This window comes from Candidatus Contubernalis alkalaceticus (assembly GCF_022558445.1).
Taxonomy (GTDB): domain Bacteria; phylum Bacillota; class Dethiobacteria; order SKNC01; family SKNC01; genus Contubernalis; species Contubernalis alkaliaceticus.
On sequence record NZ_CP054699.1, the window covers coordinates 1,625,114 to 1,648,178 of the forward strand.

Annotated in this window: 28 protein-coding genes and 2 pseudogenes; 8 read left to right on the forward strand and 22 right to left on the reverse strand. The window is 39.9% G+C overall.

All coding sequences use genetic code 11. From position 1 onward, the window contains the following. The first annotated feature begins 255 nt into the window (after positions 1-255). From HUE98_RS07950 to HUE98_RS07980, 7 genes are all read left to right on the forward strand, one after another. Entirely contained in the window at positions 256-750 is a 495-nt protein-coding gene (locus HUE98_RS07950) for an SHOCT domain-containing protein (protein WP_241423307.1), read from the forward strand. A 134-nt stretch (positions 751-884) separates the two neighbouring features. Beyond that, a complete protein-coding gene (locus HUE98_RS07955) occupies positions 885-1,787 on the forward strand; it encodes an AraC family transcriptional regulator (protein ID WP_241423308.1) in 903 nt (300 codons plus the stop codon). 243 nt (positions 1,788-2,030) lie between these two features. Beyond that, on the forward strand, positions 2,031-2,669 hold the full coding sequence (locus HUE98_RS07960; RefSeq protein WP_241423309.1) for a TetR/AcrR family transcriptional regulator: 639 nt from the start codon (positions 2,031-2,033) through the stop codon (positions 2,667-2,669). 2 nt (positions 2,670-2,671) lie between these two features. Then, entirely contained in the window at positions 2,672-3,526 is an 855-nt protein-coding gene (locus tag HUE98_RS07965; protein WP_241423310.1) for an ABC transporter ATP-binding protein, read from the forward strand. Continuing rightward, positions 3,523-4,224, forward strand: coding sequence for an ABC transporter permease (locus HUE98_RS07970; RefSeq protein ID WP_241423311.1), 702 nt, complete (start codon positions 3,523-3,525; stop codon positions 4,222-4,224). The genes HUE98_RS07965 and HUE98_RS07970 overlap by 4 nt, the downstream gene beginning before the upstream one ends. A gap of 2 nt (positions 4,225-4,226) precedes the next feature. Beyond that, positions 4,227-4,970 (forward strand): hypothetical protein, encoded by a 744-nt coding sequence (locus tag HUE98_RS07975; RefSeq protein ID WP_241423312.1) that lies wholly within the window; start codon positions 4,227-4,229, stop codon positions 4,968-4,970. A gap of 14 nt (positions 4,971-4,984) precedes the next feature. Further along, complete coding sequence (locus tag HUE98_RS07980) at positions 4,985-6,055, forward strand: heparan-alpha-glucosaminide N-acetyltransferase domain-containing protein (RefSeq protein ID WP_241423313.1); 1,071 nt, start codon at positions 4,985-4,987, stop codon at positions 6,053-6,055. Between the two features lie 62 nt (positions 6,056-6,117). On the opposite strand, the gene HUE98_RS07985 is transcribed toward HUE98_RS07980, so the two are convergent. From HUE98_RS07985 to HUE98_RS08090, 22 genes and pseudogenes are all read right to left on the reverse strand, one after another. Beyond that, a complete protein-coding gene (locus HUE98_RS07985) occupies positions 6,118-6,447 on the reverse strand; it encodes a hypothetical protein (RefSeq protein WP_241423314.1) in 330 nt (109 codons plus the stop codon). A gap of 261 nt (positions 6,448-6,708) precedes the next feature. After that, positions 6,709-7,674: a GNAT family N-acetyltransferase gene (locus tag HUE98_RS07990; protein ID WP_241423315.1), complete on the reverse strand. Its 966-nt coding sequence runs from the start codon at positions 7,672-7,674 to the stop codon at positions 6,709-6,711. Between the two features lie 3 nt (positions 7,675-7,677). Next, entirely contained in the window at positions 7,678-7,878 is a 201-nt protein-coding gene (locus HUE98_RS07995) for a DUF6904 family protein (RefSeq protein WP_241423316.1), read from the reverse strand. 65 nt (positions 7,879-7,943) lie between these two features. Beyond that, positions 7,944-9,518, reverse strand: coding sequence for an IS66 family transposase (gene tnpC, locus HUE98_RS08000; RefSeq protein WP_241423317.1), 1,575 nt, complete (start codon positions 9,516-9,518; stop codon positions 7,944-7,946). A gap of 71 nt (positions 9,519-9,589) precedes the next feature. Continuing rightward, positions 9,590-9,946 carry an IS66 family insertion sequence element accessory protein TnpB gene (gene tnpB / locus HUE98_RS08005; RefSeq protein WP_241420450.1) on the reverse strand — a complete coding sequence of 119 codons (357 nt, stop codon included), beginning with the start codon at positions 9,944-9,946 and terminating at the stop codon, positions 9,590-9,592. Beyond that, a complete protein-coding gene (gene tnpA, locus HUE98_RS08010; RefSeq protein ID WP_241420451.1) occupies positions 9,940-10,254 on the reverse strand; it encodes an IS66 family insertion sequence element accessory protein TnpA in 315 nt (104 codons plus the stop codon). Before tnpA ends, tnpB begins: the two co-directional genes overlap by 7 nt. Before the next feature lie 178 nt (positions 10,255-10,432). After that, complete coding sequence (locus HUE98_RS08015) at positions 10,433-10,876, reverse strand: hypothetical protein (protein ID WP_241423318.1); 444 nt, start codon at positions 10,874-10,876, stop codon at positions 10,433-10,435. Positions 10,877-10,878: 2 nt separating this feature from the next. Next, positions 10,879-11,757: a DUF2268 domain-containing protein gene (locus HUE98_RS08020; protein ID WP_241423319.1), complete on the reverse strand. Its 879-nt coding sequence runs from the start codon at positions 11,755-11,757 to the stop codon at positions 10,879-10,881. Between the two features lie 92 nt (positions 11,758-11,849). Next, positions 11,850-12,530 (reverse strand): helix-turn-helix transcriptional regulator, encoded by a 681-nt coding sequence (locus HUE98_RS08025; RefSeq protein WP_241423320.1) that lies wholly within the window; start codon positions 12,528-12,530, stop codon positions 11,850-11,852. A 121-nt stretch (positions 12,531-12,651) separates the two neighbouring features. Next, a pseudogene (locus tag HUE98_RS08030) lies at positions 12,652-12,732 on the reverse strand (DUF3852 family protein); the annotation flags it as partial. Continuing rightward, positions 12,733-12,861: pseudogene (locus HUE98_RS18005) on the reverse strand (rRNA adenine methyltransferase); the annotation flags it as partial. Between the two features lie 123 nt (positions 12,862-12,984). Next, positions 12,985-13,377, reverse strand: a complete 393-nt coding sequence (locus HUE98_RS08040; protein ID WP_241423321.1) for an HAAS signaling domain-containing protein — start codon at positions 13,375-13,377, stop codon at positions 12,985-12,987. After that, entirely contained in the window at positions 13,370-13,693 is a 324-nt protein-coding gene (locus HUE98_RS08045) for a PadR family transcriptional regulator (protein ID WP_241423322.1), read from the reverse strand. Before HUE98_RS08045 ends, HUE98_RS08040 begins: the two co-directional genes overlap by 8 nt. A 372-nt stretch (positions 13,694-14,065) precedes the next feature. Continuing rightward, entirely contained in the window at positions 14,066-14,845 is a 780-nt protein-coding gene (locus HUE98_RS08050; protein ID WP_241423323.1) for an ABC transporter permease, read from the reverse strand. Between the two features lie 33 nt (positions 14,846-14,878). After that, positions 14,879-15,859 carry an ATP-binding cassette domain-containing protein gene (locus tag HUE98_RS08055; RefSeq protein ID WP_241423324.1) on the reverse strand — a complete coding sequence of 327 codons (981 nt, stop codon included), beginning with the start codon at positions 15,857-15,859 and terminating at the stop codon, positions 14,879-14,881. Between the two features lie 85 nt (positions 15,860-15,944). Then, positions 15,945-16,697: a MerR family transcriptional regulator gene (locus HUE98_RS08060; protein WP_241423325.1), complete on the reverse strand. Its 753-nt coding sequence runs from the start codon at positions 16,695-16,697 to the stop codon at positions 15,945-15,947. A 493-nt stretch (positions 16,698-17,190) separates the two neighbouring features. After that, on the reverse strand, positions 17,191-18,861 hold the full coding sequence (locus HUE98_RS08065) for an IS1634 family transposase (protein ID WP_241420383.1): 1,671 nt from the start codon (positions 18,859-18,861) through the stop codon (positions 17,191-17,193). Positions 18,862-19,047: 186 nt separating this feature from the next. Further along, positions 19,048-19,413, reverse strand: coding sequence for a hypothetical protein (locus HUE98_RS08070; protein WP_241423326.1), 366 nt, complete (start codon positions 19,411-19,413; stop codon positions 19,048-19,050). A 33-nt stretch (positions 19,414-19,446) separates the two neighbouring features. After that, positions 19,447-19,683 carry a DUF6075 family protein gene (locus tag HUE98_RS08075; protein ID WP_241423327.1) on the reverse strand — a complete coding sequence of 79 codons (237 nt, stop codon included), beginning with the start codon at positions 19,681-19,683 and terminating at the stop codon, positions 19,447-19,449. A 153-nt stretch (positions 19,684-19,836) separates the two neighbouring features. After that, positions 19,837-20,211, reverse strand: a complete 375-nt coding sequence (locus HUE98_RS08080; RefSeq protein WP_241423328.1) for a hypothetical protein — start codon at positions 20,209-20,211, stop codon at positions 19,837-19,839. Between the two features lie 12 nt (positions 20,212-20,223). Beyond that, entirely contained in the window at positions 20,224-20,793 is a 570-nt protein-coding gene (locus tag HUE98_RS08085; protein WP_407080278.1) for a DUF6609 family protein, read from the reverse strand. Positions 20,794-21,023: 230 nt separating this feature from the next. Further along, complete coding sequence (locus HUE98_RS08090; protein ID WP_241423330.1) at positions 21,024-21,686, reverse strand: hypothetical protein; 663 nt, start codon at positions 21,684-21,686, stop codon at positions 21,024-21,026. A gap of 101 nt (positions 21,687-21,787) precedes the next feature. Between HUE98_RS08090 and HUE98_RS08095 the strand changes: the two genes are divergently transcribed. Then, positions 21,788-22,949, forward strand: a protein-coding gene (locus tag HUE98_RS08095) for an IS3 family transposase (RefSeq protein WP_407080262.1) whose coding sequence is annotated in 2 segments (ribosomal slippage) — positions 21,788-22,062 and positions 22,061-22,949 — 1,164 coding nt in all. Because the reading frame shifts where the segments join, the coding sequence is not laid out codon by codon here. Positions 22,950-23,065: the final 116 nt, after the last annotated feature.

Sequence of the window (23,065 nt, forward strand, 5' to 3'; positions counted from 1 at the left end):
TCAAAGTCGGAACGAGTCAATAATCCCTTTCTTATGTTTTGTTCTTATAATACCATAATCAAGGTTATACAAGGGATTAGAAATAACAATTTCAAAAAAAAGCTTTGACAGTCAAGCGGGGTTGCTCTCCTGTATGATATACTATTTAGATGTTAAGGCAGATTTTCGATGTTGGTATAAACATTAAATCAATTATATGTATTTTTGGTCCAATCAGCTTTGTGCTGAATAATTTTAATTGTGTGGGAGGTAAAAATGGGAGATTACATTTTTGAAGTAAAAAGCATAACTGGACAAGTGATGTACATTTATGAGGATAAAATAGAGTTAACACAAAAAGGTGCTGCTGGATTTATTACACAAGGGTTAAAAGGTTCAAAAACATTTTATTACAGCGATATTTCCAGTGTTCAGTTTAAAAACTGTGGTTGGACAAATGGCTTTTTTGAATTTTCTTTTGCAGGTGGTATTGATAAACCAGGTGGTGTTTGGAGTGGGATGAATAACGATAATAGATATGTTTTTGGCAAACCAACTATATGGGCGGCAAAAAAATTGGCAGCGGAAATGGAACCAATTAATAAGTTTATTCAAAACAAACTACGTGAATTTAAAAATAATAACCGTCAACAAATAGTTCAGCAATCATCAAATGCAGATGAAATTCTAAAATATAAAAACCTTTTGGAGCAAGGCATTATTACTCAGGAAGAATTCGATGCAAAGAAAAAACAGTTGCTTGGTATATAGTTTTCTGTTAAAGTACGTAATTACCCAACGCGGAAATGATATCTTTAAATTAGCTATGTTCAAAAAGAGGGCATTGACAGTCAAGCGGGGCTGCTCTCCGACATGCTATCCTGTTTGTAAGGAGGTGCTTTCATATGCACGCATGGGAACAAATACAAAAAACTGTTGACTACATTGAGAAACATTTAGCTGAAGAAATAAGAATTGAAAACCTGGCGAAGCTTGCTTCACTTTCACAGTTTTATTATCAGAGGCTCTTTAGCCGCTTAGTAAAAAAACCGGTAAATGAGTACATCAGGCTGCGCCGCCTTGCAAGGGCAGCCGAAGCTATGCAAGATAAGAGCAAAAGGATTCTGGATATTGCCTTGGAGAATGGATTTTCCTCACATGAAATACTGACCAGAAGCTTTAAGGACGCATTTGGGATGACACCGGAAGCATACCGAGCCAATCCTGTCCGGCTGAATAATTTTGTAAAACCTCAACTGCTCTTGAATTACACACTGATTGATGAGGACGTACCCTTGATTGCCGATGGGATTGTTCTTGAGGTTACACGTAAAAAGATCTCAAAACCGCAGTACTTTATTGGACTTACAACGGAAGAACCTGTTGAGCAAATGCCCGGCAGCGGTGGAACAGGAGTTGACACACTGGGACAGCTATGGGATTCATTTCATGAAAAGAAATCGTCTCTCTCTGAACTGGCAGCAGGCGGTGATGAACTTGGCGTTGCCTCTGCCGGTACAAAAGAAGGGTATTATCGCTATTTTGCCGGTGCTGAAGCAATAACGGACAAAACTCCTGAAAACTACACTTCCTGGGAGCTGTCTGCCGGAGAGTATATTGTCTGTTCTTTTGAGGCTGAGGATTTCGAGCATCTCATTATGGATGCATTGTACAAGGCTCATAAATACCTGTTTGAGACATGGCTTCCCAACCACAAGCTCAATGTCAAACCATTTGCAGCGGAACGCTATGCCAGCCACAGCCCGGATACCACCAGTATGGAAATATGGGTAATGCCTGAGATTTAAAGATTAAGGGTCTTAACTGTGTTATTCCAGATAATACAGTTTTTCTTGGGGAAACAGGTTTGCATTAAACAGCGAGACACATGTACGGGAATGGTGTGCATGTGTCTTCTTTATAGATCTATAATTAGGTACCGTATACGGTGCCTAATTATAGATTTGATGTGGAAGCTATTGACATATTGCACTGCCTGTGCGACAATGTGACTATATTATTATTTTTGGTCACACTGGAGGCACACAAGAATGCCGCGAGCGTTTACTGAACAAGAAAAACGTTATATCAGAAAAAAGCTTTTAGATGCTGGGCTAGATTTATTCGGCTCACGGGGGGTACGTAAAGTCAGCGTTGATGAACTGGTCCAGGAGGCAAACATTTCTAAAGGTGCTTTCTACAAATTTTTTGCTTCTAAGGAGGATCTATATTTTGCTCTTCTTGACGAAGCCCAGGAAAAGTTTAAAAAAAGTATTCTGGCTGCAGCAGAGAATACCCCTTCGGACAACAAATCAGACCATCTAAAACATATCTTCAGGCAGGCAGTTAAGTCATGGACTGAGAATCCGTTATCAGCACGATTAGACAGTGATGATTTAGAATATGTGCTGAGGAAAATGCCGCCTGAGCTGATAGAAGAGCATATGTCTGACGATGCGGATTTTTCAAAACAACTGTTGGAATTATGCAGTGACGCAGGTATAAATATGGGGCAGGAGCCGCAGCTTGTAAGCGGCCTGTTGCGTTCAGTTTTTTTGGTGTCTTTGCATGAAGAACGCTTTCCAGCAGATATATTCCCCAAGGTTATTGACACTTTGTTTGACCTGATTGCTGAATATATTGCAAGGAACAGCGCAGAAAACAACAGTACTCATGAGGACGGGGATTAACGATGATTGAGGTAAAACAGCTCTCTTACACTTATCCTAAAGGTGCTGCCCCTGCCGTTTGCGATTTGAGTTTTTCTGTTAAACAGGGTGAAGTTTTTGGTTTTCTTGGTCCTAGCGGGTCGGGGAAATCAACCACGCAGAAAATCCTCATAGGGCTCTTAAAGGGTTATCAGGGAACAGTGAAAGTTTTAGGGCATAGTTTAAATCAATTTAAACGGGATTTCTATGAAGAAATTGGTGTCTCTTTTGAGCTGCCTCATCATTTTAACAAGCTAACTGCATTAGAAAACCTAAACTATTTCGCCTCCCTCTACAGCAAAGCCACTACAGAACCCATAGAAATACTGGAAGAGCTTGGCTTGCACGATAGCGCTGATATCCCTGTTGGCAGGTTTTCAAAGGGCATGAAAAACCGCCTCAGCCTTGCTCGCGCTTTAATCCATAAGCCTGCTGTCCTGTTTCTTGACGAACCAAGCTCCGGTTTAGATCCACTTCATGTCCGCAAAGTTAAAGATATCATTTTATCGCTGCGAAGAAAGGGCAAAACTGTCTTTCTGACAACTCACGATATGAGTGTTGCAGCTGAGCTATGTGACCGGGTAGGGTTTATTGTGGAAGGCAAATTGAAGCTTACTGCAAATCCTACTGAACTTGCAATTAAACACCAGGAACCTGTTGTCCAGGTAAGGTATCTACAAAGCGGCACCCAAATGACTGCAGACTTCCCCCTGGAAGGGCTGGGCTATAATGAATCGTTTTTATCATTTATCCGGCAGCACAAGGTGCTTTCCATACATAGCAAAGATGCCACCCTGGAAAATATCTTTATTAAGGTAACAGGGAGAAATCTGACATGAAACAGCTTCTCTCCACTATTTACTGTGACTTTTTAATCCAGCTTAGAAATGGGTTCTATACGGCTACCTTTTTTGTGTTATTTCTTGTGGCACTTGGCTTAAGCCGCCTGCCTGAAGTTGATTGGGGCTGGCTTTTGCCGCTGGCAATACTTATATATATGAACATGACAGCTTACTACTTTATCGCAGCACAGGTGCTGCTGGAAAAAGACGAAGGTGTTTCTGTAATACGTGCAGTTATGCCCTTTTCTCCCCTGCATTATCTCTGCTCTAAAATAATCACTCTTAGTTTTTTGGCAGTTATAGAAAGCGTTGTGCTGGCAATTGTGCTTTACGGGATTAATTTTAATTGGTTCCCTTTTATTAGCAGCATTTTATTGGCTTCCGCTTTCTATGCACTAATAGGCTTTATCAGTGTCACTAGCTATAATTCCTTGGAAGAATACCTGCTGCCTTCCGTACTGTACGGTGCTCTTGCCTCTTTATCATTAATTACAGGGCTGGCACAATTTGAGAGTCCTCTTTTGTTTCTTCATCCTATTCAAGCAGTATTAGTAATTTTACAGTCGGCTTTTGCACCTATTGATTCTGGTTTGTTGGCATACGGTGTACTGTATTCAATAATCAGCTTAATTGCCCTCTGTTATATCTGCATCAGATTGTATCAGGGTATGGTTATTCGGGATATGGAGGGATAGCAATGAAAACATCACAGGTAATTAAAACACTGGGGAAAAGTGATTTAAAAAACATTATGCGGGATGACTATATCAGTTACCTGGTCTTCATGCTCCTTGGTCTTGGACTGCTGCTGCGCTGGGGACTGCCGGCAGCACTTGATGCTCTGGGCAGTTATTTTGCAGCGGACTTAAGTTCTTACTATTCGGCTATAGCTGTCTGTTCCGTTCTGTTGCTTCTGCCCATAATATCCGGGGCCATTGCTGGGTTTCTTCATTTGGATCAAAAAGATAACAAAATAATGTCTGTGTTGCTGGTAACCCCTGTTGCACCCGGGCAATATATGCTTTACAACCTAATGCTGCCGTTTTTCGGTTCGCTCTTGGGCACATGGTTAGCCCTGCTCCTAGCAGGCATGGCAGATTTGGGACTTTTAAGCTTGTTCGGTCTTTCACTATCCGCCGCACCGCTGGCACAGCTGCTGGCCTTTGCAGTGGCCTGCTTTGCAGAAAACAAAATACAGGGCTTCGCTCTCATGAAAGGTACAATTGCCTTGTGGATTGCCCCTATTGCAGCTTTTTATATCTTGCCGCCCTGGCAGTACCTGTTAGGCATAGTTCCTTTATATTGGCCCTGCCGACTTTATCAGGTAATTACTGAAGGCAAACCAATACTTCCGACACTTCTTGCCGGGTGGCTTTATTGCGGAATCCTGTTATACTTGCTGCTCAGACTTTTTGACCGTAAGGTTTATCAGGCAGATTAAAAGGAGATAAAAATATGCTGGCTGCAGAAAAGATTAACAACAAAAGGCAAGTCGAACTTGATTTGGCACGAGGACTGGCTGTGTTTTTCATGCTTAATGCTCATGTTTTGCTATATCTTTCAAACCCACAAGTAGAAGAAACCTTTGTCGGAGCCCTGGTGCATTTTTTAGGCGGGGTGCCAGCTGCTCCCGTCTTCATGTTTACCATGGGCATAGGAGTAGCCTACTCCCGTAGAACAGAATCCGGCTATTTTATCAAACGGGGTGCAATGCTGACAGCAGCGGGTTATTTACTCAATGCGCTTCGTGGCTTTATTCCCCTATCCCTAGGCATTAGGTTAAACCTGGTAGACCCGGAAACCTTAAGGTACGGAGGGTTAATGGGCAACCTTCTGGTGGTAGACATTTTAATGTTAGCCGGCCTTAGTCTAATGGTAATTGGCCTCTTTAAAAAACTGCGGCTGCCTGTGGGGTTATATCCGTTAGCAGCTGTCTTATTTGCAGCTCTTCACTACTTTGTCCAGGATATAACCGCAGCCAATCAGACCATAAACGCTCTGCTTGGTCTTTTTTGGGGCACCGGTATAATTTCCTGCTTCCCTTTACTTATCTGGGCTTTCTACCCCCTTGTCGGTGTCTATTTTGGCAGTTTCCTGATTAGATGTAATAATAAAAAACGGTTTTATCTCTTGGTTTCCGTCATAGCCATTGTCATATTCTTTGCTGCCTCGTTTGCCACCGGTTATATTCAGGGATACGACCTTGGCTTTGAGGACGACTACAAATACTACCATCATGACTTATTGGGCAATTTAATTTTTACATCCATGATTGTGCTGTGGGTAGCCCTTTTATTCCTGGCAAAATCCGTTATCCCCCGAGCACTCAAGGATATACTGGTTTTTTGGAGCCGCCATATCTTTAGTTTTTACATCATACATTGGCTCCTTATTGGCTGGAGCGTTCTAATCCTTGGCTATTACAACCTGGGCTACTGGGCCAATCTTTTAGCTATGCTGCTACTGTTAATTGTCACTGACCGCCTTACCAGAATTCTGGTTCATAGGCTGCCTTTAAAGATCTAGAATCAAAAGGAGGAGGCTTTAAGTGGACTTTGAATTTTTTTGGGCTATCCTGACAAGGGCTTTTAAGTCCTGACCACCATGCCACTGAAAGAAAACCTCTTGAGGAAACAGTAATGTATGAGAAATATAGCGAAATATAAAGGAGCAATAATCTCCCTAAAGGAGATTAGGGTCACAATCAAAGTAATTATCCCTAGTCTCGACATCAAATGTACATATGCAAAAACCCCTTCCTTGGGTACATCTGCTCCGGCAAGCATCATTATGCTATTGATAACTGTTAGCAACGCAAAGAAAATACCTACAGTTTCACAGGGAGTAACCTTTTCAAAGTATTTTTTTATGCCTAATTTTTCTTCTCCCTTTGGATCACTGACTATATTACGCTTCATAAGATATTCAGCAATTAACTATTCATAAATATCCTTCCTTTATTAAATACTCTATTTATTGTCAACATTAATTTTTACTGCAACATATAGCTCATCTTCAACAATTCTATTATTGGAATTTTTACCTGTAGCGTTTGCGACCTTATTAATAATGCCACTCTTAAGGTTTTTGAATCCATTGTAGAAACTTACTTCCCTTTTAATTTAATAAATCAAGTGACAGGCACCATGGTCCCCTCTCCTGTCTGCTTCATCAAATGATCAGTCTTTCCAATCCCACCAGTTTTGTTTGTCCTCCGGCAATTGCCCGTTATGATCGGCGTAATGCACGGCCAGACGATAGCAGTACAAAGCACACCTATCCACGGGCATACCTTGTGCATGGCAGTCAGCGGCATAAATATCATCCGGATTCTTACCTCGCAAAGACTCTATTGTTGGGAAACCTGCCCGAACCAAGTGTTCTGCCATATTAACCCCGATACCTGGAATTTTGGTTAATTCAGATTTCATAGCTTTTACCAAATCTTTCATCATAATATAGTCTTCATTTCCCACATGATCATGTTTTTCTTCTGTGATTCTATATCCCAGCCGTGTATAAAACCGTACTGCCGGATTATCTTTTTGAACGGAAAGCGACGTTTGCCTATACCCGTTTGCGCGTAAAACTTGAAACAGTTTTCTCATAAGTTTGACTCCAATTCCATATCCCCGAAATTCCGGAAATATCGAAACAGCGAGTTCGGGAGTATCAGCATTAATATGCTTGAGATCTAAATCGTCAGGTTTACCCTTATTCATTCCCCCGAAATACTTGAGAAAACTGTTTGTATTAAACCCTTTGCAACTGAATTCATCAACAATAAAAAAACCCTTTGACTGCAGCTTCTGTCTCAGCAATGAGTGATCCTTTTCAACCTTGGCCTTTCCTTGTACTGCACTCGTTGAGAAAATGAAGCCTGCTTTTTTCTTAACTTCCAGCAATCTGTCGGCAAGATCAAGCAGAGGCTTATAGTGCTTTCCGCTGTCTATACCTGCCCCAAAACCTATCAAATCATAATCCTTAAGCTGCTCGGGAATTACCTCTTCTGGTGTCTTTACCTGTGCATTCAATACCTCTGAAAATTTACTGGCAATTTTAGCAGTATTGTAATGATGATATGAGTAGACAATAATTAAACACTTACTTACTTTGCTCCCTTTTTCACTGTTTGTTTTCTGCATAGTTCACCCCTCTTTCGTTAGGCTGAATGGTTCGGCAATAAGCTCTACCTCTCTGTCCCCCTGCATAGCATGCCTCACATCGTAACATAGACCCAATACACGAGTAGAAATATCAATATAGTTTGAATTTTTCTCAGAGTATTCATCAATTGTTATCTCGTGCAAAGCAGTAACCAAAGCCTCTAAATCAACGTACACATTCATAGAAATATTTTTTATATATGTAAGCGTAAAATAATCCCCACCTTAATTAAGGCAGGGTATTTAAACTACCTATTTTTTAACCGGCAACTATCAGGTAAAGTATCAGACCATGGTAACAGTTGATCCAGAATATCCTGTTTTTCAATATCTATGTTAGGCAGTTTCTCAAACAAATAGTTCAAGTAATTAAAGGGATTTAATCCATTTTCCTTGGCCGTTTCAACGACACTGTAGATAGTAGCACTGGACTTAGCCCCCCGGGGGGTATTAGCAAATAAGAAGTTTTTTCTTCCGATTACAAAAGGCTTGATGGAGCGCTCAGCACGATTATTATCAATATCCAGGCGACCATCCAGCATAAAAGCTTCAAGCTTATCCCACTGGTTTAGGCAGTAATTAATAGCTTGACCGAAAGAGCTTTTTGGGAGCACCTGCGGTTTTTGTTGATTAAGCCATGCTAAAAAAGCATCCAGCACAGGACGGCTGCGCTCCAGGCGTTTTTCATAACGTTCATCAAAGGTTTTTTCGCTTAAATCACGTTCAATAGCAAATAGGCGGTTGCAAAAGTCCAGGCCTTTCTTTGCTGCTACTTCAGCATTTTTTTTGGACTTAGGCAGAGCCTTAAGCGTCTCATCAAATTTCCGTCTTGCGTGGCTCAAACAACCGACTAGGGTAACGTCCGATAAACCGTTGTAGCCAGCGTAGCCATCAACCTGCAGATAACCTTTGAAACCGGAAAGGAACTTGTGGGGATGGACCTTGGCCCGTGTCTCTTGGTAGTCATAGAGGACGATGGACGGCCCTTCCCGACCGGTTCGATACAACCACATGTATGAAGTTGATTCTGCTGGCCGTTCCGGTTCCTTTAGCACCTGCAAGGTGGTTTCGTCTGCTTGTAGCACTTCATGATTTAGTAGGTGAGTGTGCATACGGTCGTATAGAAGTTTTAACCACTTATCAGCTCCGTAGACCACCCAGTTGGCCAGGGTCTGACGGGATAATTCAATTCCCAGGTACTTAAACTGCTGTTCCTGCCGATAAAGAGGCATGCTATTTAAATACTTTTGGCTCATAACGTAGGCCATGAACGACGGGGAAACCAGGCTCCCCTTTAGCACAGGGTTAGGCATTGGAGCAGTTACTATAGGACTGTTGTTTGTCTCATTTTTTTCACAGTTTCGGCAGGAATAGACATAGCGCACATGCTTTACTACCTTTACCTGAGCGGGAATGATTTTAAGCTCCTGCCTGACCTCCGTGCTCATCTCGTGCAAAGGATGACCACAAGAGCAGATTTGCTCTTCTTCTGGCAGGCGGTACTCTACCGTCTCCACGGGCAGATCTTTTAACATGGCCTCACGGTGGCCCTTCTTTTTCTTACGTCGTTGGTAAGTAATGGTTTCAATTGTAGGCTCAGCCAGAAGGGGCTGTGCTTCTACCTCTGCTTCATCAAAAAGCTGCATTTGATCTGGATTGGTCTTTTCACTGGATGATCCGAATTGCCGCTGTTTGTTGAGCCGAAATTGTTCTAAAAACCAGTTTACCTTGGCATTAAGCTCGGCATTTTCTTTTTCCAGTTCTTCGCAGCGTTTTTGATAGTAATCTATAGAATTGGCGGTATTTTTAGGTTTTGTTTTCATATATTATTAATTCGACTAATATAAGGCTAATTCCTCCTAAAAACAGTGGTTTTTTGTGAAATTGCTATGTTTTATATGACCGTACGAGCTGTTACTGCCGAATGAGCCTGTTGCTGATCTAAGGACAGACCATCCAGTAACCAGCGCAGCTGACGGCAGCTGATTTTTATCGGCTTAAAGCTGGGCTGTTCCGGCCATTGGAATTTGCCTCGCTCCAAACGTCGATAATATAGCCAAAAACCATTGTGTTCCCAATGAAGAATCTTTAGCTTATCTCTCTTTCTGTTGCAAAATACAAATAAACAGGGGGAGAAGGGGTCCAGTTCAAAGCCTTCTTTTACCAGAACTGCCAATCCGTCGATCGCCTTTCTCAAATCCGTGCTTCCGCAGGCCAGGTATACCCGTTCTACGGTATTTTCGTTCAGCATATGTCTGCTAATGTCATTACCAGGTCTGAGAGTAGCTGTTTGTCAAATCCTGGTTTTACTTCTATGGCTGCTTTGCCTATTCTTACTAGCATGGCGTTCCCAGGGTTGGAACCTAAACTGTCTATTTCTATTGACATCCATTGTGCTGGAGCAGCAGAGTTTTCTATGTTTTTATATTTGCGAAGCCAGTAGCGTAACTGATGAAGTTTAATATCATGTGTAGCGCACCATTCTGTGGTGCTCTGCCCACTGACTCTAAAAGCCGATACCCGTGCTTCCCACATTTTTCTCAGTTCTTCTTTTGTCATAAATGCAAATCCTCCTCACTTGGTTTACTTGAGGAAAATTATCGCATATTTTATGGAAGATTACTATGTGGGCACAGTTTGACGCTTACTTACCTCCGATAGATTTTGTGTAAGCAAGCTGGCGGCAATTCCGCCAGCTTGCAACATAGCATTGGTATGCTAAGAACAAAACTGCTTATTATTCGGCTTCCAGCTTAATTTCTCCGCTTTCAATCTTTGTAAGGATGTCCTTCCATTCTTCCTGTGTAAAGTGGCGCTCATCAGATAACTTTACTGAAAGAAGCAGAGCCTCTTTATAGGTTATATTTGAAACATCATCAATACTTGCAACGGATGAGTCGGACTGGTTCACAATCGCGGGATAATCCTCCTGCCCCAAGGTTGATGCAACAACCTTATTCCCTTCTGTTGCTATTATCGCGTTCTTGGGGGAAAAACCGGTTGATGGTAGTACTTTCTGGATAATAGACGGTTCGGCAGGATAGCTTTTCCAGTAGGCTCTTTGCTTCTTGGCTCCGGTATTCCTCCGGCGACATGCAAGGCTCGATACGCTATGTCCGGCGTCAACATGCAGATTGCAATGATAGCCACAGCTTCGCCAGCTTATTGATGTATATTCCATATTCATCCCTTCTTAGAATTATTAAAATACCCTGACTGTTTTACAATATCTTCTCCATCAATGAAGTCTTTGGTCACTTCTGTAATCGTCTTGCCGGTCTTGCGTATATAGGTTTGTATTGCATGGTACCCGGCTGCATATCCCCCACAATAGGGGACACCGAGCGCTTCGCTTTTGGGAAGCATTGGATGGTCACCGAAAATGTACTTTCTTACTTCCATAAAACCTGCAGCGCCAAGATTTTTTCCGATAATTTCATTCGCCTTTTTCAAATCCGCTTCCCCAATGCCCGTCACCCATGGCCCGATAAAGTCTTCGCCATATAATTCCGCTGCGAAGCTTTCCGCCATACCTTCGACAGCCAGATATTGGCTTAATGTTACATTCATGAAATTCCATTTTACGTTCAAGAACAGTGTATTGTGGTGAAACTCATGGGCAATACACGCAGGGAGCTTTGGAAGGTTTTGCGCGTTAGGGACAATTATTATCTGAACATATCCGGGCATAGAGCCAACTCCGGTATACCCTTCGCTTTGAGCAAGTCTTACAGGATCACCCAAGAAGATACCAAGTGTGATTTCCTCTGGTATTTTTATTCCAAACTTTTGCAGATTAAATATGGCAAATTCAATAGTTTTTTTGGCTTCATTCCATGCGTCCACAGTAATTAGCCGATTAAGCATATCTTTGGCGGTGTCGTCCACTCCCGATAGCGCCAAACAGGATAAGGCTTCTGTACTGCGGGGCATTCTTGTCAGTTCAAACATTGGGGCGAAAGGCTGCAAAAACTCTTCATCAAAAAAGGAACTTCGCTCATTGTCAGGCAGCGACAGCATCTCTATATAGAGCTTGCGCGTATCCAGAATATTAATCTTCATTTTCTCATCCTCCGATTTTTTTCAATCACTTTTTTGCCTCTTATTGATCTCATATACAATATAAACTATGACGCTACGTAAAGGTCAATAGTTTATTTTAAATTTCCCCTTTTCCTTCTAGTTATTTTTCTATATTTAAAACCTAATAGCACCTTAGCCCCATCAAATACTTTTTCGGGTGGTTTTTGTCGCTCAAATTGCTCTGTTAGAACTGTTAGATTTTTAATACGGCGAAGTTTAAAAAATCGGTAATCGCTTCTTACTCGGCAATATCCATAGAAGTACCAACCTTGTCCCTTAAACACAAGCTTAAGAGGTTCAACCACTCGCTGCATATTGCTTTCGCCACCATGGTAAAGGAATTGTACTGTATATTTCTCCAAAATGGCATTTTTAAGTGTTGCGAATATCCTGGATTCTTCCTCTGCATTTGCCCATCCTGAAAAATCCACCTCAACCCAGTCGCTATCAGCATTTCCAAAAAGGGAGGAAAGTTTTTTGACCGCCGTAACTGTTTTTTGGAGACTTACAGCATCCATAGCGTGCAGTGCAGAAAGAATATCGGCCTTTTCATTTTCGGTGAGCACTGCTTTATTCAAAACAAAGTCAGGTAAAAGAGAAATTCCGCCGCCCTTGCCTTTGGTCATATAGATTGGAATTCCAGCCGAGGACAGCAGCTCCACATCACGATAAATTGTGCGAGAAGAAACCTCGAAATACTTTGCCATTTCACCTGCGGTAACACTCTCTTTACCCAGCAGTAAATATACCATCTCAAATAATCTGTTCATTTGCATATCTTCACACCTCTTACTTTTATTATAAGAGGATAATATGACATCAGCAAGACATATTTAAGTATTTGTCTTGCTGATGTCATGGCTTCTGTAAATGCTACATACCCAAAATCGTCCAAATATACAAGGGTGCGGTCATGGTAAATACCAGGCAGCCAAAAAGAATTGCGGGCGCTGCTCTCCATGCTAAGACATAAGAGTTTTTAATTTCCTTCGCTGTAAAACGCTTGGCAGCCCCTTTTTCCATTACTATTATACTTCTCTGTAAAACACTCCGCGGGTTATTAAGCAATTTTTTCATAATTGGAGCACATTGCCTTTGCCCATTACAGCCTGTTGACTATATTGATTAAATAAGCTTACATTACCAGAATTTGTTGTTACATCAAATCGGAAGTCAATCGGTTCTTGTTCAGTTTCAATTTCAATATTACCGCCATTGGATTTTCCATATATTGAGTGGACTTGCAATACCAACTACCCCTATCATCCATCCGGCCGCCAGCAAAGCAAACAGCCCAAGAAAAGGGCTGAGAACAATGATTAAGTTCACAAAGCCTAAACCGATTAAAAACCACACAGCACGGAAAATATTTATGGCCGATGAGGTTACGTCCATTTTATCAACGTGATAAGCAGTCAGCAGCTCTCGTGCTAATAGTTTTGGTGAACCAAGAGATTCTGCAATCTGACTTTCTGTTTTTCCTTCGGCTTCTCCAAGAGTAAAATATTCTTCATAATCTTGTAGTATATCTTCTCTTTCATTTGCCGGAACATTTTGTAGATGCCTAGATAAATGCGATAAAAATTCCTTTTTACTCATTAGAGCTCCCCTCCTTAATCAATTTGCTAACTCCTATAGAGAATTCTTGCCATTCGTCAACTAACTGATGAAGGTATTCATGCCCTTGATCAGTTAACTTGTAATATTTTCTTGCAGGGCCTTCGCTGGATTCTTGTATATATGTTGTACAATAATTTTCTTTTGTTAATTTTCTCAATATTGGATAAACGGTACCTTCCGATATTTCAATCTGTTCGGAGATTTTCTGTACCAGCTCATACCCGTATCGGTCCTGCTTTTCCAACAACACAAGGATACAAAGCTCTAGCACCCCTTTTTTAAATTGTATATTCAAAATATCACCACTCTTCTATTTTCTGATGATTTGTATAATGTATACTACTATATATTATATGGTAGTATATAAAGTATTATACCACGAAGCAAAATTCATTGCAACGTAATATTTTAATTATTTCATCCTTCCTCAACAAAGGCGGATTATGATCTGGAAATAAACAGAGTACTTCCCGGCATTTTGCCTGCCTAATAGCAGACTGTCCCAAAAGGATACCTCTGAATGAGGAATCCCTAAGTATAGAAAGAAACTCATTCCGTTTCTCATTGTTTTCAATAAGCGACTATATCACTAAATGAATTAAAGTGCTTTTTGTGAAACAATCATAATATAAAAATCAAATAAATCTGCCAGACATTTTTGCTTATTTTATAGTCTATTCTGGTAAATTTGAAATGTTTTTGAACAAAACACAATACATACTACTAAAAAGACAATTATAAGTGATGTACTTGAAGCCCATTCTATCCAGTTTTCCCAACCTTCCATCATTAACCTTCCCACGTGTACAACCCAATTCACAGGGGTAAATCTGCTTATCCACATCATCCAATCAGGCATTAAATCTTGTGACATAAAGGCAGAGGATAGAAACATAAGTGGTAATGTGAAAAACTGCATAACACTAACCATAGCTTCATGCTTCTGGGTAATCAATGCTGCACTAATAGATAGAGTTCCTATGGCCATACCAAAAATAATTGGCATTGTAATGAACAATATCAAGCTAAAAAAATTGAAAGAATATCTGGCACCTATAATGTATCCTATCGAAACAATAATAACGGACTGAATGAATTGGATGATAACTAAAGACACTAATTCGCTAAGGATGAGTGCAACTCTACTTACAGGTGCAACCAAAAATCGCTCCATTACACCCACATGTATATCATACAAAGTTCCCATCCCCAAAAATACGCCTGCAAATAAAGCGTTCATTACAAGAATACCTGGTATTAGATAAGTAACATATGAATCTGTAATAAATCCAGGAATGTTTGTAATCTTTGAAAATAGAGATCCAAACAAGAGTAACCATATAATTGACTGAATCATGGATAAAATTATTGACAAAGGATTTTTAAACATCGGCCTAAGTTTTCTTAGTGACATTTTCCTGACATTGTAACATATATTAAATTGCATGGAACCCCTCCTCCTGAAAATTATCTTTCAAAATTATGAATTCATCTGACTAATCTGATTAATTTTGTAGTGCTCTCCAGTATGCTTTAAGTATACTTCATCAAGAGAAGGTGGAATAACAGTTGCAGATAATACATGAGTATTCACTGCATACAGTAACTGCAATACTTCAACCAACACCTTTGAGCCATCATATACCCGAAGTCTAATATTGTCATTGCAAAGATCTGCTTGATTAACACCATTTAAATTAAGAAGAGAAGTTTCAAGTGATGGAAGATTGGTATTTGCTTCTGAAAGAGAAATTTGGATAATATCTCCTTTAAGTTCTCTTTTTAAGGCATCCGGGACTCCTTCCACCACAATCTTTCCTTTGTTAATAATGGCAAGTCTGTCGGCAAGATGATCCACTTCCTCTAAATAGTGTGTTGTGAGTAATATTGTTACTTTTTTTTCATTAGATAAAAATGCAATGGTTTTCCACAACTCAGAGCGGGACTCAGGATCTAACCCAGTAGTTGGCTCATCTAAAAACAATATCGATGGACTATGAATCAGTCCCATAGCAATATCTAATTTTCGCATCATGCCACCGGAATAACCTGCAACGTGACGATCTGCTGCATCAATCAACTTGAAAAAATCCAGTAGTTCTGTTACTTTTTTCTTTAGCCCTTGACCTCTAAGACCATATATCTCACCCTGTAAAGTAAGGTTTTCTCTACCTGTTCCATCTAAAAACGCCCCGGATTTTTGAAAAACGCATCCAATTCGTTTTCTTATCTCATTAGGATTTTGCAAAATGTCGTGTCCTGCTATGGTAACTATTCCTGAATCAGCTTTTGTCAACGTAGTCATTATCTTAACAGCAGTAGATTTACCGGCTCCATTTGGTCCAACCAGTCTAAAAACAGAGCCTGTGCTTACATAGAAATTCAGTTTATCCAGTGCTCTGATACTTCCTCCATATGTTTTTATAACATTTTGAACACTTATAGAGATCTCTTTACTCATCATTTCACCCCCAAAATAATTTCCCTGTTATTGAAAATTGATTACATAGGACAAGGATTTCTTGCCCTATGTAATGCAGGAGTAACTAACATTCCTCTTTTGCTGCATACATTTTTGCTGCTGTAAAGATGTAATAGCTAAGACCGGTTTGGTGACTCTCATACATATTCCGGTGGAAATCATCTGTCAAAAAGAATTCAGCTTCCTCAACAAACGATTTTGAATCCGTGGGATAAATTTTGTCATTTATAAACTCAATATGATTTTTAATGGCTATCTTTACCTCACGATCATCTGCCCTGCGACCAGTTTTTAGCGACTCAGCCATAAATGATAGAAATTTTGTAACTTCAACAGCTTGTTCATTCAATTTTTCTGGTTCAACCTCCCTTGATTCAAGGGGATCATAATCATACTCCTTTTTGAGATACTCATTTTGTTCGGCAAGCACTTCTTCCCATTCTTCTTTGTTAAGACCTCGAAACATTTCAGATTTATCCATTTGTTCTCCTTTCTGTTCGTACTGGATAGTAGTTTCCAGTGTTTTTAGAATAGCATCCATCCTCTGCTGTTGTCCTCTTAAAAGGGAATATTGACTTTGCAGGCAATGCAAACGGTTTGGTTCGTCCGCCAGAAGACTTTTAATATCCTCTAATGAAAATTTCAGTTCACGATAAAAAAGAATTTGCTGTAACCTATTAAGTTGCTCTTCACCATAAATCCGATAGCCTGCCTCTGTTGTTTTCTGAGGATTCAGCAGTCCAATTTTATGATAATGATACATTGCCTTAATGGTTACACCTGATAACTGTGCTATTTCATGGACTGTATATGACATTTTTTCAACTCCAAAATAAGTATAAACTCTTACCTAAGGTTAGAGTAAAGGTCTTTTTTTATATTTTTTCAGATATTTGGCTCCTGTAAAAACCTAGCCTTCCAAACGGCTTTCAGAAACTGCTTTTGGTACACTGTCTACTCACGGTTTGCGCCACTTTTCTTCCCGCCGCCCGGATCTTCCCGGCCTTGGCAAAGCGCCCTTTTGCTCTGCTTAAAATGAATCTGCGCTTGACCGGTTCATTCGGTCTGATCAGGGTGTATTTGCGTTTCACCGTTTCCTTTGCGTTGGAAGAGAAGGCTTTTTTCTGTGCAGCCTGTTTTGCCTGTATTGGAGTATGATACTGCTCAGGTGCTTCTCCAGACGTAGTCGAGGTGGCTTTCTTTTCTTTGGAGGAAGTGATGCCGGTGCCTCGTGTTAACTCTAGTTTATCCCGAAGTTCAACCCGATAACTTAAATTGCTCCCATGTATAGCTGTTTTTTAAAAAAAATTCTATACTACATTTGGCACTTCCACTTTTTTAATTTTGTAAGCATTGAGAATTTTTTTATGTTCTTTTTGTACTGTAGTGATCGAATACTTCTTTTTGCTGTCAGTCAGGTTAATGTCAAGTAAGCTAATTTGGCTTAGCTGTCTTAATATTTTCCGAGAAGACTTATTAAGCTTTTTATCCATGGCAATATACTCAATAGCAGTAGTTATAAAATAGGCCAATACGCAGATATATACATGCCCCTCAACTCTTACTTTTTTACGATGATTAACAGGTCTGATGTCTAGATCATTTTTGATTACTTTAAAGGCGTTTTCTACCCTGTTTAAATTTTTATATGTGTTTATAAGCTTTTCATCACTGTAATCTTTTTTATTGGATTGAATTACGAAAGTGCCATCCAACTTCTCATCGCTTTGTATTTTTGCTGTTTTTAGCTCATAGTGAATTTCAAAACCCAGATTGTTCTTTTTACTGTCAACAGTTTTTACACTGAAATATTTGCGGGTAGAGTTTAGCTTTAAGATAAGCCCCACTCTTTTCATGGCTTCATCCCGAGTGCTGATATTTTTGTTTTTACCCAGGCTACTATTTAGCTTATCTAACTCTTCTTTAATGGCTTCAATACAAAATGTGCGATATTTTTGGTCGTCTTCCCGTTTCTGAGTATTAAGACATAACAAAAGCCTTTGGTTCTCTGCCGAAGGAAGAAATACGGCATAAAGGTCCTTTTTGATTTTTCTCATTTCTTTTTCATCAATGAAAGTATTTTGAATAAATTTCTTGGTCCAGGCCCGGGGGATGGCCATAACATACTTTTGATTAAGCTGTTCAATTGCATCGACATTATCAGCAGTTAACATCCCTCGATCACCGACAAAAACAATCTCGTCTATGGGGTATTTTTCCTTCAGTTCGGATAAAACCTCTGTAACGGTTGTTTTGTCTACTCTATTTCCCGGATAGACCTTGCATTTAATGGGAAATCCATCAGAGGTGGTGACAAGTCCAATCACAATTTGCTTTCTATCTCTGCGTTTATCTCTGGAATAGCCATACTCAGCTATGATACACTTACATCCCTCAAAATAGCTGCTGGTTATATCGTAATAAAGTTCTTTATCGTCCTGATTAAACTTTTTAACCGCTGTATCATATAGATACTGTTCTACTATGCTGAAGTTTCCCTGAAGAATTTCTAGGCTGCGGTATAAACTCTGTAAATCTACTTTTTCTATATCCAGAAAATGCTTAAGCGGTGTCAGTGGCAACCATTCTAAAAGGGCCAATTTACTGTCCGGCTGTATAATCCTCTGGAATAGCATAGCCTTAATATACCTGATTGCAGTAGGAACGGTTATATGAGGGTCCGATGAAACAAATTTGGAACTAAAATGCTCCAATAAATCTAGTTGTTTAATTAAAGAATCGATAAGAAAAAAATTACCATAAGGAACAGCTGTTGAAAAATCAACCTTATCTATATTGGTGAAAGAATCGAAATCACGAGAAAAGGCGATCTTAAGCCTTTTGGCCGTGTCCTGGTCTACACTACCAAAGTAGAGTAGACGTCGATGTTTAATCTTTCCCTGTTCCCGGTAAGACTCTACTAATTCAGCGTAATAATAGGTCTTCCCGTCTTTTTTACGGGGAGTTATCTTAACAAACACTCGGCATTCCCCCTTAAATAGTCTATACTACTATTATAAGGGATAATGCCTCGTATATCAAGAATTATTTGGATATATCACCAATAAATATGTCCAATAGTCTACACTACATTGCCTGGGTAAATCAGCTAAAATAGGCTATTTTCAATTTCTAATTATGCTTTAGGTTGAACTTCGGTTTATCAGTTACAACTCGGTTATCTGCCCGGGAATAGCGAGTCTCAGAGTATGATGTTTGTTCCCCTGTATGTCCATCTTCAGCACTTGTATAATTGTTATTCTCACCTGTGCTATGGCGTGTTCCTTGATTTTCTTAATCCCTTTTCTACCTTGATACTCCGCTGCGTGTTCGACTTTGTGCAGAAGAGTAGCTGCTCCTTCCTGCGCCTGATCCTCAGCATGCTCCACATAACTGTCATGATTTGCCTGCTGGGTCTGCTCCGCCTGCTCCTTAGTGCAGATAAAGGCATTTTTCATCCTGTGGGTCACATCTGCACTTTTATCTAAAACCTTGATGTCCTTTATGGTGGATTTGGTCTTGATCACCTTCAACAGGCACACCTCCTATCGGAATTTCTCTGACTGTTACCGCTCTTTTAGGAAAGAATACGGCAATAGGCGTTTCATGCTCCGGCAATACTCGGGATAGCGCAGCCTGATGGCTTCCATGAGGTATGGCGCAAAGCTGCAGTCAAGCAGTTTATAGGGGGTAGAGCGGTTTTCTTTATGGAAACGGTTCCTATGCCCGTATTTCACAAGCAGGTATTCTTTAATCTCACCAAAAAGATGCCTCCTGTGCCTGGCTTCAAACTCCTTAATCATTTTTTATTTATTCCATTAATCTCGCAAACTATATATATAAAAAGAGAATACCAGTTAAAAAACCGACATTCTCTCATAATTGCCCAGTCTCAAATTTGCTTTATATTGCGTAATATAACATGCCTGAACACTCTAATCTACGCACTGTCTGGGTTAAACAAAAACATCACCCTCTTCCTGCAATGTCTTCGGCACGATTAAACCCCATCTTTTAACAAGGACACCGTCCCCGTTCAATGCTTCTTCATTTAGATATTTCTTCATATTACCGGTTCTTTTTTCCATTACGCTCAACAAATTTTTCTTTATTCCCAATGACTCTTGGTGTCTCTCAAAGAAATATCCTGCTTTTTTATATAGAACTTTTTTATCATACATCTCTACCAAAACCGCACCTGAGGAACCGACAACATGCTCGGTCCAGTCTATGAGGTAAGCTACCGAAATTATTGACAGGCTGCCAATAAAGCTAGAAATTAAGCAGAGTAGGATGAAAATTTTTGTGGTGGTAATTTTCTCTAATTCCAAAAAAAAGTTACTTTATGATTGTTCAGCAAATGAGGTGTTTCCGGCCAGATAGGCCTCCCATCTATAGAACATGTATAATCCAAAGCTAATTTTCACCACTCCATCCAGAAGACCAAAGACTAAAAACGGTGTATTTGCAAAAAATATTCCTGCAATCGGTATAATTGAACACAATATACTGAGGTATAACATAACCCGGCCATGGACAGGAATGAACAAGAGAAAATGAATCCCTGTGGCCAGTAAAGTACCCAGCCATACCATACGCCAATCACCGCTGGATATAAACGATCCACCCATAATAAACACCAACGGAAACAGTGAGATATCACCATACTTAGCCATTTTTTTCTGCAGGGAGTTCATTTCGCCCTTAAGACTATATTTTCTCTTCACATAAGGATTAAGCTCAGTAACATAAAGGCTAAGGCCATAACCAATCATAAAGACAAACGGATTTAATTCAAAACTGCCCCCAACCAGAGTTGCTAAAACAAGAACAGATCCAATTAACATCAGCCAGACTCCAATAACCCGGACGAGTGGGTATTTTACTGCTTTACTTTTTGCTGCGTACTCCATATTGACCTCCCTGATTTTATCCCTAATATACTACAACCCGATATTCTGATCAAAAACTAAACAAGTGTTATTCATATTATTCTTTCGGTACTTCTGTCAGCACAACTTATATTTTATTAATTCAATCGCTTGTTCAACATCACTTTCAAAATTAATAGAAAAGAGAATAGGGGTTCCCTCCGCGTACCTTTTTGATTTTTCAATATGTTTTTTTATATCAATACACCATACTATACTTTATCATTTACTATTTTACTAGTAACAAAAATGAACATGACTATAATCGTTGCTAACCATAACGGAATGGTTACTATAATGGTTTTAAAATATATACTACCTAGTATTATTATAGTGAAAGCGGCACCCGCAATAAGCCATTCTTTCAAAAATGATACTACTTTACTATTGTTTTTAGAATTAAATGCCGTTTTAGTAATAAACCACACAATAAAGTTTGCTATAAGAATAATAGCAAGTATAGTTATAACGTCTCCAACCGTTAAGACAAAATTAAACGCAGCTTCGTCTGATATGAAGCTAATTACTAAGTTTTTGACTAAAGCAATAAGCCCTAAAATCCATATTACATTAAGAGAGGTACCTAAGTGCCCCATAATCTTATCTTTATTTGTCTTCTTAGGCATAGCTTCAATAATCTCATCACAGGTTTCCTTATACCTTCCCCCCATGACCTTTTGAATATTATCACCTCGTTGCTGACCATCTATAATTAATTCAATAATATCTTCTCTTACAACTTCTTGATTATATTCTGTTAAATCAGAACCTCGTAAGTAGACAATCATATTTGTATAAATTTCCTTGTTATCATCAGAAATCGCTTTTTCTCTACTGTTATTTTTCTTTAATAATTCCTTTGCTAATTTATTCATTATCTTTCTATAATGGACCCAGGAAATGAGACACGATTTGGCAGAGGAAAAGCGACACCGATGTTGAAGTATTACGACAAACCGGAAAGGAGCATATCCCAATGCCAAAGAACCAATATTCACCAGAAGAAAAATTAAAAATAGTACTTGAGGCCCTTAAAGAAGAACGCCTTGTTACTGATATTGCTTCAGATTATGATATCCATCCCAGCGTGATCCACCGCTGGAAGAAGGAATTGCTGGAAAATCCGGATAGAGTTTTTGCCGCCTCTAAGAACGCTAAAGCTGCTGCTAAAGAGAAACAACAGCAGGAAGAAGAAATTGAAAACCTATACTCTCAAGTTGGCCGTCTAACTACGCAGTTGGAATGGCTGAAAAAAAAATCTAAAGGAATTATACCCCGTCAGGGACCGGGCAGCAATGGTAGACTGGGATAATTCAGACCCTAACATTAAGGAACAAGCTGAGCTTCTCAGCTTAAACCGCACAGGGCTGTATCGTAAAGTGAAAGAACCGTCGGAACTGGAAGTTAAGATTAAGCACCTGATCGACAGAATTCACACAAAACATCCATTTAAAGGAACCAGGCGCATCAGGGATGACATCAATGACATGAAACTGGGCTTTAAGGTAAACCGCAAACGCATCCAACGCTATATGAGGGATATGGGCATAAAAGTCATTTGCCCCGGCCCCAATCTGAGCAAACGCAACAGGGCACAATATGTTTACCCTTACCTGCTGCGGAGCGTTACGCCGGCTCACCCCAATCATGTTTGGGGAATAGACATTACATACTGTGCTATGCAGGGCCGATGGATGTATCTTGTCATAATCATTGACTGGTATTCACGGAAAATTGTGGGACATGAATTATCTCAAACCATGAATAAAGAATTTGTAATCAAAGCTGTCAATAAAGCAGTTAACAACCACGGAGCGCCGATCATTCTTAATTCAGATCAGGGCAGTCAATTCACCAGCTCCACCTATGTCGATACATTAAAACAACACGGCATCAAGATAAGTATGGACGGTAAAGGCAGGGCTCTCGATAACGCGATTACAGAAAGGTTTTTTAGAACTATTAAATGGGAAGATATCTACATTAAGCAATATGAAACACCAAAAGCTCTCCGCCAGGGAATCGATGATTTTATCCGCTACTACAATTATGAGCGAGGGCATCAATCTCTGAATAAGTGCAAACCCGCAGATATCTACTATGCCCATTCTTATTGGCAGCAGAAACAGATTGCGTAACCTGGGCCGTGGATATGCCGCAGGCGTGGATTTATGGATAACCCAAAAAGCAGGGTTATCCACAAGCTCCACACCTGCTTGGACAACACTGCGTGTTGCCCACATATCCACAGCCT

What these genes read in the sequence shown, in the direction of transcription:
- HUE98_RS07950 (WP_241423307.1), top strand. Translation starts at nt 256, where the DNA reads ATGGGAGATTACATTTTTGAAGTAAAAAGCATAACTGGACAAGTGATG.
- HUE98_RS07955 (WP_241423308.1), top strand. Translation starts at nt 885, where the DNA reads ATGCACGCATGGGAACAAATACAAAAAACTGTTGACTACATTGAGAAA.
- HUE98_RS07960 (WP_241423309.1), top strand. Translation starts at nt 2,031, where the DNA reads ATGCCGCGAGCGTTTACTGAACAAGAAAAACGTTATATCAGAAAAAAG.
- HUE98_RS07965 (WP_241423310.1), top strand. Translation starts at nt 2,672, where the DNA reads ATGATTGAGGTAAAACAGCTCTCTTACACTTATCCTAAAGGTGCTGCC.
- HUE98_RS07970 (WP_241423311.1), top strand. Translation starts at nt 3,523, where the DNA reads ATGAAACAGCTTCTCTCCACTATTTACTGTGACTTTTTAATCCAGCTT.
- HUE98_RS07975 (WP_241423312.1), top strand. Translation starts at nt 4,227, where the DNA reads ATGAAAACATCACAGGTAATTAAAACACTGGGGAAAAGTGATTTAAAA.
- HUE98_RS07980 (WP_241423313.1), top strand. Translation starts at nt 4,985, where the DNA reads ATGCTGGCTGCAGAAAAGATTAACAACAAAAGGCAAGTCGAACTTGAT.
- HUE98_RS07985 (WP_241423314.1), bottom strand. Translation starts at nt 6,447, where the DNA reads ATGAAGCGTAATATAGTCAGTGATCCAAAGGGAGAAGAAAAATTAGGC.
- HUE98_RS07990 (WP_241423315.1), bottom strand. Translation starts at nt 7,674, where the DNA reads ATGCAGAAAACAAACAGTGAAAAAGGGAGCAAAGTAAGTAAGTGTTTA.
- HUE98_RS07995 (WP_241423316.1), bottom strand. Translation starts at nt 7,878, where the DNA reads ATGAATGTGTACGTTGATTTAGAGGCTTTGGTTACTGCTTTGCACGAG.
- tnpC (WP_241423317.1), bottom strand. Translation starts at nt 9,518, where the DNA reads ATGAAAACAAAACCTAAAAATACCGCCAATTCTATAGATTACTATCAA.
- tnpB (WP_241420450.1), bottom strand. Translation starts at nt 9,946, where the DNA reads ATGCTGAACGAAAATACCGTAGAACGGGTATACCTGGCCTGCGGAAGC.
- tnpA (WP_241420451.1), bottom strand. Translation starts at nt 10,254, where the DNA reads ATGACAAAAGAAGAACTGAGAAAAATGTGGGAAGCACGGGTATCGGCT.
- HUE98_RS08015 (WP_241423318.1), bottom strand. Translation starts at nt 10,876, where the DNA reads ATGGAATATACATCAATAAGCTGGCGAAGCTGTGGCTATCATTGCAAT.
- HUE98_RS08020 (WP_241423319.1), bottom strand. Translation starts at nt 11,757, where the DNA reads ATGAAGATTAATATTCTGGATACGCGCAAGCTCTATATAGAGATGCTG.
- HUE98_RS08025 (WP_241423320.1), bottom strand. Translation starts at nt 12,530, where the DNA reads ATGGTATATTTACTGCTGGGTAAAGAGAGTGTTACCGCAGGTGAAATG.
- HUE98_RS08040 (WP_241423321.1), bottom strand. Translation starts at nt 13,377, where the DNA reads ATGAGTAAAAAGGAATTTTTATCGCATTTATCTAGGCATCTACAAAAT.
- HUE98_RS08050 (WP_241423323.1), bottom strand. Translation starts at nt 14,845, where the DNA reads ATGCAATTTAATATATGTTACAATGTCAGGAAAATGTCACTAAGAAAA.
- HUE98_RS08055 (WP_241423324.1), bottom strand. Translation starts at nt 15,859, where the DNA reads ATGAGTAAAGAGATCTCTATAAGTGTTCAAAATGTTATAAAAACATAT.
- HUE98_RS08060 (WP_241423325.1), bottom strand. Translation starts at nt 16,697, where the DNA reads ATGTCATATACAGTCCATGAAATAGCACAGTTATCAGGTGTAACCATT.
- HUE98_RS08075 (WP_241423327.1), bottom strand. Translation starts at nt 19,683, where the DNA reads ATGATTAAGGAGTTTGAAGCCAGGCACAGGAGGCATCTTTTTGGTGAG.
- HUE98_RS08085 (WP_407080278.1), bottom strand. Translation starts at nt 20,793, where the DNA reads ATGGAGTACGCAGCAAAAAGTAAAGCAGTAAAATACCCACTCGTCCGG.
- HUE98_RS08090 (WP_241423330.1), bottom strand. Translation starts at nt 21,686, where the DNA reads ATGAATAAATTAGCAAAGGAATTATTAAAGAAAAATAACAGTAGAGAA.